13 protein-coding genes, 1 pseudogene and 1 riboswitch are annotated in these 14159 nt (G+C 39.3%); of the genes and pseudogenes, 7 read left to right on the top strand and 7 right to left on the bottom strand.

What is annotated here, in order from left to right; all coding sequences use genetic code 11:
• Positions 1-114: 114 nt before the first annotated feature.
• Positions 115-1164 (bottom strand): AraC family transcriptional regulator, encoded by a 1050-nt coding sequence (locus ACTJJG_RS07245; RefSeq protein ID WP_032062579.1) that lies wholly within the window; start codon positions 1162-1164, stop codon positions 115-117.
• Positions 1165-1285: 121 nt separating this feature from the next.
• Between ACTJJG_RS07245 and ACTJJG_RS07240 the strand changes: the two genes are divergently transcribed.
• Positions 1286-2161: a metal-dependent hydrolase gene (locus ACTJJG_RS07240; protein WP_005072715.1), complete on the top strand. Its 876-nt coding sequence runs from the start codon at positions 1286-1288 to the stop codon at positions 2159-2161.
• Positions 2162-2169: 8 nt separating this feature from the next.
• Here ACTJJG_RS07240 and ACTJJG_RS07235 read toward each other — a convergent pair whose 3' ends face one another.
• Genes ACTJJG_RS07235 through ACTJJG_RS07220 form a run of 4 tightly spaced genes read right to left on the bottom strand, consistent with a single transcriptional unit; the run spans position 2170 to position 5597 of the window.
• A complete protein-coding gene (locus ACTJJG_RS07235; protein WP_032062580.1) occupies positions 2170-3165 on the bottom strand; it encodes a DUF2804 domain-containing protein in 996 nt (331 codons plus the stop codon).
• Positions 3166-3202: 37 nt separating this feature from the next.
• Complete coding sequence (locus ACTJJG_RS07230; RefSeq protein ID WP_005072710.1) at positions 3203-3715, bottom strand: DUF1543 domain-containing protein; 513 nt, start codon at positions 3713-3715, stop codon at positions 3203-3205.
• A gap of 9 nt (positions 3716-3724) precedes the next feature.
• The gene (gene trpB, locus ACTJJG_RS07225) at positions 3725-4954 is read right to left on the bottom strand and encodes a tryptophan synthase subunit beta (protein ID WP_002116129.1); all 1230 of its coding nucleotides are present in this window, start codon (positions 4952-4954) and stop codon (positions 3725-3727) included.
• Entirely contained in the window at positions 4929-5597 is a 669-nt protein-coding gene (locus tag ACTJJG_RS07220; RefSeq protein ID WP_032056705.1) for a phosphoribosylanthranilate isomerase, read from the bottom strand. The genes trpB and ACTJJG_RS07220 overlap by 26 nt, the downstream gene beginning before the upstream one ends.
• A 126-nt stretch (positions 5598-5723) precedes the next feature.
• A riboswitch (cobalamin riboswitch) is annotated at positions 5724-5930 on the top strand.
• Positions 5931-5954: 24 nt separating this feature from the next.
• On the opposite strand from ACTJJG_RS07220, the gene ACTJJG_RS07215 reads away from it, so the two are divergent.
• The 3 genes from ACTJJG_RS07215 to ACTJJG_RS07205 all read left to right on the top strand — a co-directional run bounded on the left by ACTJJG_RS07215 (position 5955) and on the right by ACTJJG_RS07205 (position 9267).
• Positions 5955-7805 (top strand): TonB-dependent receptor plug domain-containing protein, encoded by a 1851-nt coding sequence (locus tag ACTJJG_RS07215; RefSeq protein WP_080776812.1) that lies wholly within the window; start codon positions 5955-5957, stop codon positions 7803-7805.
• A gap of 95 nt (positions 7806-7900) precedes the next feature.
• Positions 7901-8479 carry a cob(I)yrinic acid a,c-diamide adenosyltransferase gene (locus ACTJJG_RS07210; protein ID WP_032056707.1) on the top strand — a complete coding sequence of 193 codons (579 nt, stop codon included), beginning with the start codon at positions 7901-7903 and terminating at the stop codon, positions 8477-8479.
• A 74-nt stretch (positions 8480-8553) separates the two neighbouring features.
• Positions 8554-9267 carry a glycerophosphodiester phosphodiesterase gene (locus tag ACTJJG_RS07205; RefSeq protein ID WP_372552713.1) on the top strand — a complete coding sequence of 238 codons (714 nt, stop codon included), beginning with the start codon at positions 8554-8556 and terminating at the stop codon, positions 9265-9267.
• 28 nt (positions 9268-9295) lie between these two features.
• On the opposite strand, the gene ACTJJG_RS07200 is transcribed toward ACTJJG_RS07205, so the two are convergent.
• Entirely contained in the window at positions 9296-9829 is a 534-nt protein-coding gene (locus ACTJJG_RS07200; protein WP_032056709.1) for an META domain-containing protein, read from the bottom strand.
• 208 nt (positions 9830-10037) lie between these two features.
• Here ACTJJG_RS07200 and ACTJJG_RS07195 point away from each other — a divergent pair, with 208 nt between their 5' ends.
• The 3 genes and pseudogenes from ACTJJG_RS07195 (at position 10038) to ACTJJG_RS07185 (ending at position 13402) form a co-directional block, all read left to right on the top strand.
• Entirely contained in the window at positions 10038-11210 is a 1173-nt protein-coding gene (locus ACTJJG_RS07195) for an acyl-CoA desaturase (protein ID WP_372552712.1), read from the top strand.
• A 99-nt stretch (positions 11211-11309) separates the two neighbouring features.
• Positions 11310-12752, top strand: a complete 1443-nt coding sequence (locus ACTJJG_RS07190; RefSeq protein WP_032056710.1) for a protein adenylyltransferase SelO — start codon at positions 11310-11312, stop codon at positions 12750-12752.
• Between the two features lie 68 nt (positions 12753-12820).
• A pseudogene (locus ACTJJG_RS07185) lies at positions 12821-13402 on the top strand (L,D-transpeptidase family protein).
• A gap of 70 nt (positions 13403-13472) precedes the next feature.
• Here ACTJJG_RS07185 and ACTJJG_RS07180 read toward each other — a convergent pair.
• Entirely contained in the window at positions 13473-14159 is a 687-nt protein-coding gene (locus tag ACTJJG_RS07180) for a response regulator (protein ID WP_002116101.1), read from the bottom strand.

Raw genomic sequence — 14159 nt, 5'->3', positions numbered from 1 at the left:
TACAACCCATGGTGTACATTTATCAATATTTTGAAACTTTTCTCAATGATCAAAGCTTCCTATTTTCGAGCCATTATTAGATTGCCGTCCGATCAAAAAATAATCACACAAAACTTATTTCGCAATATTTTTATTGGCGAGTTGTAATTCCCTTTTCCGCGTGAGTAAAGTTTGTCCTGTCAAATTTTTATGAGCCCGTGCAAGTGCCGACTGATCCGAATATCCCAACTGTTCAGCAATTGTGGTGAGGCTTTCATTTTGGTGAAGTAATATTTCACAGCGTTTCATGCGTTCAGTATCTAAAATTAATTTAAATGAAGTATTTAATGACTGTAATTGACGCTGCAAGCTTCGTACTGAAATATTCAACTCGATGGCAATATCCTCTATTTTAGGGGCTTGTTGCTTGTGTTTAAAATATTCATGAACAATCCAATGTATTTGCTGGGCTAAATCTGTATGTATTTTCCGCTGAGCTAATGCCTCTTCTGCTTGTTTCACTAAAAGTTGCATTAAGCTGGGGTCTGCATGTCGAGGACGAACATTCAATCCCTCACTTGCAAAAGTTAATGCATAGTAAGGTTGCTCAAATGATAATTTACATTGAAAGAAACGCTGATAGTGAACTAATGGACCACGTGAGCGGTGCACAAACTCAACATGCTGCAAGAGAAAATCATGGAAAGGAGCAATTTGTTTAGCAAGCTGAACCATAGCAGCTAAAGTCAGCTCACAAAGTATGATATTACTGGCATCAACTAAGGGCCAATACAAACGGATATTAGAAGCATCTTGTTCAACTTGCATAGGCACGACTTGCTCACCGTCAATCACGAGACGATGGAATTTCATGACATATTCAAGAACCTCTGCAAAGCTCCCACTCCGAGAAGCCATATATCCCAGTACACCAAAATTGGCAGGTGTAATACAAGTTGCCATTTCTAGGGCTAAATTAGAAACTTGTAGACGAGACTCTGTCAGCTCTAAAAGTTCAAGAAAAAAGTTTAAAGAAGATTGAGCATCAATAGATGAAGCTAAAATATTTTGAACTTGACGGGCCTGAACATCTGTAAGGTTTAATGCCTGCCAATCGATTCCTTTTTCTTTTAGATAAGTATTCCAAAGATAAAAGTAGCCATTTGAAATCGTAAAATCCTGCATGGCTCATCCTTTTTTTAATGCCATCTTGTCGCAAACTGTATAAAAATTGGCAATAACTGTCAAAACAAAGCCGACTATTAGCGACATACTAATGAACATGTTAGATGCGAGAAATAAAAATATGAACGCACATGTTTCTTATCAGGTCGAGCCAGTAGTTCGTAAAGATCTGGATTTTCATTTAAACGAAGCGCCTCGCTTTTGGTTTAATAATGATCCTTTTTTGACTCGTATGTTTGATGCGCTCAGCTTAACCTTTCCAGATGGAGAGCGTTATTTTATTGAATGTGTCCGTATGTTCCGAGACAAAATTGATGATCCCGAACTACAAAAACGGGTTGCAGACTTTATTAAACAAGAAGCTCAACACGGTATTGCTCATGACAAAATGAATCAGCTCATGAAAGAGCAAGGTATGCCTGTTGACCAGTTCACAGCCACACTTAAAAGAATTTTTCGTTTTGAACTCACCAAACGCTCACCACAATACAATATTGCGATGACAGCGGCAGCGGAACATTTAACAGCGCTAATGGCAGAAACCTTTTATAGCCATAAAAAAACTTTGGAAAATGCTCACCCCTATGTCCGAGCACTGTTTGCTTGGCATGCCATTGAAGAGATGGAGCACCGCGATGTTGCTTTTGATGTCATGAAACAGGTGGGTGAAGTTCCTGAGTCAACTCGTCGTTTTGTATTGGTTCTTACAACAGTACTGATGTTTGGCTTTACACTCTATCGCACCAACATCATGTTGAAATGTGATGGCTTTAGTCCAAGAGAAAGACTCTTGATGAATCTTAAAGGTTTACCTTGGTTCTTTGGCAAAAATGGCACATTAACCGCTATGAAAAACCAATATTTAGATTGGTTTAAAAAAGACTTTCATCCAAGTCAGCATCCAGTCATTCGTCAATATCCTGTTTGGATTGAAACACTCGAAAAGACCAATGATCCTATTGCAGCTGGTGAGGCATTCTGGCAAGCAGGTTTATAACCTGCTTGTTACCATTTTGCATAATGTTGTTCTAGTAAACCGTATTGCTCATTGCAATTGATGATATCGGTTGCCTCATGCTCAATCGTTCCGCTAATTTTAGCTTGCCACTGGTTAAACTGACTGCCAATCATTCTTAAATTAATATTTTCGTATCGGCACCAACCAATATGCACTTGGAGATTAAGTTTTTGATCTAAAGAGCTAATTTGCCAAAGCTCATCATTTACTTTTTCAAATAAAATATCAGTTAGTGGAAATAAAACTCCGTTAATCCATAAGCAATTTTCATTACCAAAACTTTCATTAACACCAGAAGCTAAATTTAAACCAATACGACGCCCTTGCTCATCCCAGAAATTACATGAAAGCCAGAACCAAGCCGTTTCAGGTCGCAAAAAACCGCAGGTATCATCTAAAGAGGCAAATGTCTTTTCATCAAATTGTACGACTTGGTTTTGCTTATTAATAAACATTCCCTCTACAGCCAATGTGGTCTGCTTTTGGGTATAAGTCCAACCATTGATGCCAGTTGGTGTACACAAACTTAATATATCGGTTCCAGCACAAAAAATACGAGCGCTAAGCTGAATCTCACCATATTTAGTGACTCGAATGTATCGCACACCATTCGCATGCTGGATATCAAACTGATAAGGCGATTTAGAAAAATAACTTTGATTAAATAAGGGCTGTTCATCAAGGTAGGTTTTATGCCCCAAAGGCTGAATCGCATTCCACTCGATGACTTGCTCTGTTTCATGGTCATAAATATAGAAAAAACCGTGCCCAACCCAGCCAATATCTGCAATTGCCAGACCAATACTATAGTGTTTATGTTGAATGCCGCAGAATTTAATTTTTTTATATTTTAATTGCTTACGCCAGCCTTTAAGGACCTTACCGTAAGGGGTTTTATAAATATAATGTTGTACGTGAATGGTTGACGGTACAGATTCAAAACGCCCGTAGCGAGGCTGTCCATTTTCTTGAATTAAATCCATTTACCCACTTCCATATGAATATTAGATTTCAAATGACCTATACCACGGTCAAATACGTATTTTCCCAAATTGTTTCAGCAAAATCGCCTTTTATTAAATGAATATAGCGCCCTGCTACACAATCTATTGCTAAGCAGTCATCAATATCAATGACTCGATCTGTATGTGCTTTTTGCCACTGCCGATCTATAAATTGTTTACCTAATTGTTTGGCAACTACCGCATTCGGTGCAACCACAAACTCATAACGGTGAAGTTCACCGAATTCACTTGCATTATATCCCCCCAGATTAATTAAATATAATTTTAAATCATCTGGTTGTGGAGCAGCATCTGTAAAGTGAATTTGATAATTTTGTCCTTGAGAGCTAACTCCTGAGAGCTTGGCCCAAGCATCAATATGCAATCCTTGAGCCTCACCAAACCAAGCCTGTTTAAGTTGAGGATAAACTTCTTCCAAAGTATCTCCTACCGCCATGACTACATCATGAACTTCTGTATTAGCACGTGCATGACGCCCACCTAACATCACCATAAACAAACTTGGCATTGTATCCTCTTACATCTCGACCATTTCTACGCCATCAATGCGTGCAACTGTCATTAAATCTTTGTCACCACGACCTGAAACAGTCGCAATAATAATCTGATCTTTAGACATCGTCGGTGCAAGCTTAGACACATAGGCCATCGCATGAGAGCTTTCAAGTGCAGGAATAATCCCTTCGATTTTGGTTAAATCACGAAAACCTTGCAAAGCTTCTGTATCATTAATCGGCACGTATTCTACGCGCTTCATATCTTTCAAGAAGCTATGTTCAGGACCGACACCCGGATAATCAAGGCCCGCCGAGATACTATGTGTCTCAATAATCTGGCCTTGTTCATCACTCATCAAGTAAGTACGGTTACCGTGCAATACACCCACATGACCCGCATTTAATGGCGCAGAGTGTTTACCAGTTTCAATACCAAAACCAGCTGCTTCAACACCATACATTTTCACGTTGGCATCGTTTAAGAATGGATAGAACAAGCCCATTGCATTTGAACCACCACCTACACAGGCAACTAATGCATCTGGTAAGCGACCTGCTTGTTCCAAAATCTGTTTACGTGCTTCACGACCAATAATCGACTGGAAGTCACGAACGAGTTGAGGATATGGATGCGGACCTGCAACTGTACCAATCACATAGTACGTCGTATCAACGTTGGTTACCCAGTCACGCATCGCTTCGTTCATGGCGTCTTTCAGCGTTTTAGAGCCGCTTTGTACAGGAACAACTGTAGCACCCAACAAACGCATACGATAAACGTTCATCGCTTGACGCTTAACGTCTTCAGCACCCATATAAACAACACATTCAAGACCTAAACGTGCTGCAATTGTTGCTGTTGCTACACCATGCTGCCCAGCACCAGTTTCGGCAATAATACGTTTTTTACCAGAAAGCTTTGCCAATAACGCCTGACCAATCGTATTGTTTACCTTGTGTGAGCCTGTATGGTTCAAGTCTTCACGTTTAAGGTAAATTTGCGCACCACCTAACTCTTTTGACCATCGCTCAGCATAATAAAGTGGACTAGGACGACCTACATAGTAGGCGAGGTCACGGTCGAATTCTGCCAAAAACTGTTCATCATTTTTCATGCGGGAATAGAGATTTTCTAAATCTTCTAATGCCGCCATTAAAGTTTCTGACACAAAACGTCCGCCATGGATACCGAAATGCCCTGCAGCATCTGGGTACTGTGTATAGTCAATCACATTGTTTTGCTGATCCACGTTGGACTCCTTGCATAAATCGTTCAATGAGTTGTTGGTCTTTTATACCTTTTGCGGACTCTACGCCTCCGCTCACATCTACTGCAAAAGCACCGGTAGTATGAATAGCGTCAATGACATTGTCAGGGGTTAAACCACCTGCCAAGATTAAGGGAATATCAAGTTTTGGGAATTTAGACCAGTCAAACTGATGTCCTGTGCCCCCTTTGAGCTCAGGATGCCACGCATCGAGCAATACAGCACTGGCACCAGCTGCCTGATATTTTTGAATTTCAGCAACTACATCCAGATCAGGTTTAACCTGAATCGCTTTATACCAGCGACGTTTACAATGGCGAGCAATTTCCTGACATTGTTCTGGAGTTTCATCGCCATGTAGTTGTAATACATCTAGGGGAACACAATCAAGTACATCCTGAATTTCAGCAGCACTCGTATTTACAAACAAACCTACCATTTGTACATAAGGTGGAATTACTTTTGCTAATTCTTGGGCCTGTTCAACCGTTACATGTCTTGGACTTGGCGGGAAAAAAACAAAACCAATCGCATCTGCTCCAGCAGCAACAACTGCCTGAACATCTTGAATGCGAGTAATTCCACAGATTTTTGCTCGTGTACGTTTTTGGTTTGATGGGCTCATGATCTGCCTAAACTACAACCATTTCTTAAAATAAGCGCCATTGTAATGCAATTTTTGTCCCTTGCGTAAAAGTTCTCAGGGAATTGCTCCAAATGACATTGTATGAAGTAAATCGCCACTTTATACTGCGTAAAATTGGAAGCAAGTGTAAGCAATTCATGCTTTAGGGAAGCTGGTGAAAGTCCGGCACTGCCCCCGCAACGGTAACAATGTAAAGCATATTTTTTAAGTCGTTCTCGACTTACACCACTGCAGTGATGTGGGAAGGTGAATATGTCCATAAATTAAATATGGCGCTGAAGTCCGGAGACCTACTTGTTTCATCTATCTACCCGATCATTCACGTGGGGTGAATGTATGGAGCATGTTATGTCTAAGTCTTTTCAACCTACTCGTCTGGTAGGGGCTATCGCTATTGCGATGGGGTTTTCACCTGTTATTTTTGCTGAAGATACAACGAATGTAACTCAGCTTGATCCAATTGTAGTGACTGCTTCAAAAAGTGCTGAAAAAGCTAGTGAGGTTCCGGCGCGTATTTCAGTAATTGATGAAAAAACAATTGAACAGAATCCATTACTAAACGTTTCAGATATTATTCAACGCGATCCTTCTGTTTATATAAAACAAAGCGGTGGTCTAGGTCAGATTTCTGAAATTTCACTTCGCGGCACTAAATCAGTTCATACATTAGTTCTTAAAGATGGCGCTCGTTTAAATAGTCAAAATGAGCTTGGTCCATTATATCCGGCATTTTTAGATACAACAGATGTTCAACAAATCGAAATTTTAAAAGGGCCGGCATCTGTTCAATATGGTAGTGATGCGATTGGTGGTGTCGTCCAGTTAATTTCTAAAAAACCAGAGAAAACAGGAGCTGAGCTAACTGGTATTTATGGTGAAAATAATACTTATAAGACTATTGTTAATGCCAATCTCGTGACTGACCAAGGGTTCTATGCACAAGTAGGTGGGCAACGCTTAGAAAGTGATGGAACACGTATTTTTGAAAGCCAGCCAGAAAATGAAAAAGCCGGTTATGATCAAAAAGGCTATCACGCTAAAATAGGTTTCTTCCAAGAAAACTTAATAGATGCTTCTGCTTCAATTAGTGAAAATAAAGGCACTAACGTTTTTAGTAATGACTACATAACCAATACAGCACAACGTCAGTTCGAAAATCGAGTTATTAACACTAAAGTTGCTTATAATATTTTACCTGATCTCATCATTAATGCACACTATGCAAATGTTCAGGATAAACAAAATGTTCCTGCTTATGGCTCATATTACAATACTGAAAATAATGAGAGTGATTTAAACCTGAAATGGAAATTCACTCCAAACCAAAATATTTTAGTTGGTGCTACCTATAACGATGCAAATTATAAAAGTAATACCATTCTTAACTCAGATAAAAGTGTAAATAGCACAGGGTATTATTTACAGCATCAACTCAAAAATGATCTTTTTGACACCCAAATCGGTGTTCGTTTAGAAGACAACCAACGCTTTGGTACTCATACTGTTGGACAAGGTGCTATACGCTATCATTTCTTACCTAATGCTAGTGTATATGCAAATATCGGCAGTGCTTTCAGAGCTCCGACCTTAAATGAACTATATTCTCAATGGGGAGGCAATGAGAACTTAGCCCCAGAAGAAAGTACTTCTTATGAAATGGGTATGAACTACGATCTTACATCAAATGTGAGTACTAATTTTTCTGTTTATCATACAAAAATTAAAGATCTTATCGCCTACAATGCTGGTACTAATACAAATATAGCTAAAGCAAACTTTACAGGTGGTGAAGCTGGAATTAAGTGGCGTCAGGATGATCTATTCTTGTCCACTGAATATGCTTACGTAAAAACAGAAAATGAAAAAGATAATACAGAAATTGCCTACCGTCCTCGCCAGACTCTCACTATAAGCACAGGTTTAGAAAATGCAGTATATGGAATTAGTGCTTCATTAATTGCTAGAGCGAAATCTTATGCAGACTCAGCCAATTCTATGCGAGTGCCTGGTTACGCGACTGTGGACTTAAATGCTTACTGGAATATTATTCCTAACGTGAAAGTATTTACCAATATTCAAAACGTAGGTGATGTTCAGTATCGTGAAGTATTAAATACTTATCCTTCAAATGACTGGTATGTTAATACAGGCCGTCAAGCTTCTGTTGGGGTCACTTTCCGTTATTAATTTCTCACGCCAACTATAAAAATATTTTCTTAACTCCAGTTTCGGGGTAATGTTCTGACCGACATTATCCCTTTTTTATGTTCAGGATATCCATCATGGGACACCGTTTAAGCAAAATCTATACACGCACAGGCGACTCAGGTACAACAGGTTTAGGCGATGGTTCTCGTGTTGCCAAGGATGATTTACGAATTACAGCACTTGGTGATGTTGATGAACTCAACGCCATTATTGGGGTACTTCGTGCTCAAATCACAGATAGCCAAGTAAATGATAAGGCTGATTGGGATAAAAGCTTAAGTCTGATTCAACATTGGCTTTTTGATTTAGGTGGAGAGGTTTGTATTCCAAATTACAATCTACTCCAGCCGGTTTGTATTGAATTTCTTGAAAAAGAAATTGACCGTATGAATGAAGACTTACCGATGCTTAAAGAGTTTATCCTACCGTCTGGTTCTTTATCTTGTAGTTATGCTCATCAAGCCCGTGCCGTTTGCCGCCGTGCAGAACGATCGCTCATGTCAGTACAGACTCGTGATCAAAATATTCAAGCTACAGCACTCCAACTTTTAAACCGTCTATCTGACTGGTTATTTGTCGCATCACGCGCTTTACAGCGTGCTGAAGGTGGCCAAGAAGTACTTTGGCAAAAAAATATTAATGAGATTATTTAAAAATAGATTAGATTAAACATGGTCTCTGCTCTTTTTAAAGAGACCATAGTCAAAATATTTCATAGAAGAAAATTATGCGCATTATTGGTCATCGTGGTGCACGCCGAGAAGCTCCTGAAAATACACTTGGTGGGTTTCAGCACATAAAAAATTTAGGTATTCGTGGTGTCGAATTCGATATTCGTCAGCTTCAAGACCAAGAGTTAGTTGTTATTCATGATGACAATTTTTTGCGTACAGCTGGAGTCGATCAAATTGTAGAGCAATCGACTTTGGCTCAAGCGTTGTCATTCGATCATCGGCAAGGCTGGCCCAATTGGCCAACTTCTGAACCAACACCGACCCTTACAGGTGTTTTAAACTTACTTGATAATTTCGATCATATTGAAGTTGAAGTTAAAGCTGTAAGAGATATGGCATTGGCCGAAAAGCTCGTTCAAAAACTCGAGACGGAATTACATGGTTTTGAGAAAGTCGTCACCATCACAAGTTTTGATCTTCAAATTTTAACAGCCTTACGCGATATCAACTCTCAATTTAAACGTGGATTGTTAGTTGAACTTCCTATTGGGGCAACAGCAATTGAACTCGCGCATCAATATGGGTGCGGTCATATTGGTTGGCACGAGCAGCTGGCGACAGATGAAATGATCCAACTATCACATCAAGCTGGTTTGAACATTAGTGTGTGGACAGTCAATGATGTAGAAAGAGCAAAAAGACTGCGTGATTTAGAGATTCAGGGCTTAATTACAGATATTCCAACCACGATGTTAGAAGCCCTATAAATATAAAAAAGGTGGTAAAAACCACCTTTTATTTCTTTTGTGCCTGAATGAGGCGCTGACCACTCTGGTCAAGTAGATATAGCGTATTACCTACGAGTTGGAAGCGTTGAATACGTTGCAAAGCATCTACCAGCTCTGCTTCTTGAGCCAAAGCACCATCACAGCTTGAATGGCCTGCATTTACTTGCATATCAAGTTTTTGCTGACTGAAATTAAATGTATAACGGCCAAAAACAGCATTACAGCCAGTATGTCCCGATACTGTTTTGACTGCTGAGTTCAGTGAAAGAGTGGGCCATTGGTTAAAGAATTTTGCCTTATGACCACTGATCTGAGTGATCTGCCAATCAATATCTTGAATGCCATCTGGACTCACTCTCTTTTTTACAACAGGTGCTTGAGTCTGGTGTACTGTTCTTTTTGTTTGAACTTTTTTCGTAGTTTGTTCGGGTGCACTTTGACATGCGGCTAATACAAGACTGACTGTGACTAAGACACACTTCAATGATAATTTTCTTGAAATATCAATGCTGTTCTTTTTTTTCAATCGTTGTACGTTCATTAAACAACTTCTCCTGCTTGAAAAACTCTTTGACATAGTTTAATTCTGTTACGGTTCTTTCAATACATCTGTACAATAATGCTAGTGATTCTCACTAAGCACGTGCTAATATGAAGGATAGAATAGCAATATATCTTGATGATTGGTTTTGCTATGTCGTTTTGTCTTTGTACCTTGTTTCACAAGGATTCTAGGAGCGCTGCCGGATATGACTTCCGCCCCACTCAAAGCCCCAATTAACTGGACCGCTAGCATTACCTTAATTGGTTTACCAATTCTTGCCGCAATCATAATCCCGATTTATGCGTATTTTTATGATTTTAGTGTAAGCGCATGGGTAAGCTTATTTTTTCTTTTAGCTCTAAGTAGTATGGGGATTACTGCTGGTTACCATCGCCTTTGGGCTCACCGAGCTTATGAAGCGTCGTTACCGCTTAAAATTCTTTTAATGATCGGTGGAACATTTGCCGTACAAAATAGTATTTTGTTCTGGGCATCTGGTCACCGTACTCACCATCGACATGTTGATGATGTTGATGAAGATCCGTATTCAATTGAGCGTGGTTTTTGGTATGCCCATATGGGTTGGATGATCCGCGATCATTCACCATCTGAGCCAGACTTTAAAAATGCACCAGACCTACTCAATGATAAATTGGTCATGTTCCAGCATAAATATTACGCGCTACTTGTAGTTGCAGTTCATGTTGGTATTTTAGGTTTAATCGGTTGGGCAACTGGCGACCTATGGGGTATAGTCCTTCTAGGTGGTCTCTTACGTTTAATCATTAGCCATCAAGTTACATTCTTTATTAACTCGCTTTGCCATATGTTTGGTAAACGTCCTTATACAGACGAAAACTCAGCACGTGATAATTTCTGGTTAGCTATTGCCACTTGGGGCGAGGGTTACCACAACTATCACCATATCTTCCAATACGACTATCGTAATGGTGTGAAATGGTGGCAATATGACCCAACAAAATGGTTGATCTGGTCATGTTCTAAAATTGGTTTAGCTAAAAATTTACGTCGTATTCCAAGCTTTAATATTAAAAAAGCAGAACTGGCGATGAAATTTAAATACGCTGAACAAGACCTCGCTATTTATGGTCATGATGTAAATGCAGACATTACTCAAATGAAGCAACGTATTGCACAAGAGTACGAAGCATTTACACATACATTAAATGATTGGGCAAAACTTAAAGAACAAGAGTTACAAGCTAAAAAAGCAGCAATGGCTGAAAAGATTCATAGAATGGATCATAAGCTTAAAGTTGATTTCCAATTGCTTGAACACCGTTTAAGTCATCACCGCGAATGCTTAGAAACACTTATGCGTAGTGTTAAAAAGAATACCAATGTGGTGTCAGACTAAAATAAATTCTGATCTAAAATAGCTCTTTCGGGAGCTATTTTTATGCCTGCTTTTTAACTGTGTTATAGTGAAATCCGCTCTCTCTATTTTGCTAAGCCTATGCAGTTTAATCCGCTCTACCCTTCACTTCCGTCTAAATTATTCCATGTTCAGCAACCATCACCTTTACGGGGTGCAAAAGCAGGACATTTTAACAGTGCTTTGGCTAATGAGCTGCAATGGTCAGAAGACGATAAAAATGCATGGGTTGAGATCTGTAGTGGACAGCGCACATTCCCTGAATTTCCGTCTCTTGCGATGGTCTATGCTGGCCACCAATTCGGACAATGGGCAGGACAACTCGGCGATGGACGTGGTTTACTAATCGCACAAATACTGAATACAAAGGGCCAAACCATCGACCTTCATCTCAAAGGTGCAGGTCCTACGCCTTATTCAAGAATGGGAGATGGACGAGCAGTATTACGTTCTGTGGTCCGTGAATATTTAGCAGGACATGCTCTAAATGCTTTAGGCGTCGCATCTAGTCATGCAGTCGGTTTTACAACCTCGGCTCAAGGTGTACAGCGTGAAAAACTAGAGTTAGGCGCAATGCTACTTAGAACATCTGAATGTCATATTCGTTTAGGACACTTCGAATGGATTAATCAATATGCGCCTGAATTGCTACCAGAATTCACTCAAAAATGTATTGAATGGCATTATCCAGAATGCTTAGAAACTGAAAATCCAATTTTATCCTTTGCCAAAAAGGTAGTTGAACGTACTGCAATTATGATTGCGAAATGGCAATTGGTTGGCTTTGCTCATGGCGTAATGAATACCGACAACTTAAATATTACTGGTTCAACACTCGATTTTGGGCCATATGGTTTTATGGAGCGATTCCGCCCCAACTGGATCAACAACCACTCAGATTATCAAGGCCGTTATACTTATCAAAATCAGCCAAGCATAGGCCATTGGAATTTATGGACGTGGTTAAATAACTTGATTCCACTTGCTGAACCTGAACAAAAAGATAAGTTCAAAGAAGAGTTAGCACGTTGCTTAGAACAATTTGAACCAATCTTTTTAGAACACTATGGACAAGGTTTATGTCAAAAAATGGGACTTCCCCATTTCCACAAAGACAGCCTTGATTGTAGTTTTGCGTTTTTAAGAATCTTACAAACTGAACAACTCGATTACACTCAAAGTTTTATTCGTCTTCAAAATAAAGAATATAAAGCTTTACGAGATGATTGTCTTGATATTCGACAGTTTGATGAGTTTCTTAGCCAATATCAAAATATTCGTGAACTTCAAGATATTAATGAGCTGGATGCGAATATGCAAAAAGCAAATCCAGTTTATATTTTGCGTAATCACATGGCGCAGCGTGCTATTGAAGCAGCTGAACGAGATGATTTTAGTGAAGTAGATCGTTTGTTTAAGCTACTTAATCAGCCATACACAAGACAACCAGAACTCGAACAACCACAAGATTTAGGTCCGTTACCAAGTGATGTTCCAGATGTAGCAGTGAGCTGTTCATCTTAATATTAAAAAACTAAACTCTCTTAAGCCACTTAGCTTAAGAGAGTTTCTTACACATCAAAGAATAATATATGAAAATTAAACCCCTCATTATTTGTACATTTCTTATAGTTCCACTGGGAATCGCTTTTTATAATTATGAAAAATATTTACCGACTTTTACGTCAAGCCATCAAGCCCTCTCAAATGAAGAGATCCAAGAAATAATCAAGACCAAGCCTGTTACCTCAATTGAAGTGTTTAAAAACCAACGCCTACTTCTGCTCAAGAGTAATCAGGACGTGATTCGGCAATATCCGATTCGTCTCGGCTTTAATCCCAAAGGACATAAACATTTTGAAAATGATGGTAGAACACCTGAAGGGATTTATTCTATAGATTAGCGAAACTCACAAAGTGCTTACTATAAATCTTTGCATATTTCCTATCCCGATGCGAAAGATATTGCTTATGCCAAGCAACATAATCAACCAACAGGAGGAGATATCATGATTCATGGATCTGTTCCGAAATCATTACTCTCGATGCCTTTTAGCTCGACTTATATGCCCCATAAGGATTGGACGTTAGGATGTATCGCGGTTAGAAATGTAGATATAGATGAAATTTGGCAATTAGTACCCAATCATACCAAGATTATAATTTATCCATAAAATCTTTAAAACTATCCACATTTTCTGTGGATAACATTGTGGTTATCCACAGAATAACTTTTATGAAGACTTACTCCTCAGGATATTCGAAGCGATAACCTACACCATAAACTGCTTGAATCCACTCATGACGGTTACCAGTTTCTGCTGCTTCACTAATTTTTCGGCGCAAGTTTTTGATATGGCTGTCAATCACACGATCGGCAACATCAAAGCTGTCTGGATTAATATGATCCAATAATTGTGCACGTGAATAAACTTGCCCCACATGCTCTAAAAATAGCTCAAGTAAGCGAAATTCGGTTGGCGTTAAGCTCAACGATTTTTGTTGATACCAAATTCTTTGTTGTGCTTTATCAATTCGGAAAGAATCATTTTGCTCAGGCTCTGCTTTACGCTCTAAACGGCGTAGCACAGCTTGTACACGAGCAACTAACTCTTTTGGACTAAATGGTTTACATACGTAATCATCAGCGCCCATGTTAAGACCTAATACTCGGTCAATTTCTTCGGTACGGGCAGTGACCATAATAATCGGTAAATCTGACTGTTCACGAACTTTACGGCAAATCGTTAAACCATCCATTCGTGGAACCATTAAGTCCAGAATCATCAAATTTGGTTTACGTTGCTGGAAACTCGCATAGGCATCTTGACCATCATGAAACATACTTACTTCAAAACCGGCAGCTTCAAGATAATCACGCACCAAATGCGCCAATTCGACTTCATCTTCAACCAACATCACATGTTTCAT

The organism is Acinetobacter sp. 22512 (assembly GCF_052044755.1).
Classification (GTDB): domain Bacteria; phylum Pseudomonadota; class Gammaproteobacteria; order Pseudomonadales; family Moraxellaceae; genus Acinetobacter; species Acinetobacter pittii.
Note: the sequence above shows the minus strand (reverse complement) of the source record. Positions and strands in the feature narration are given on the sequence as shown.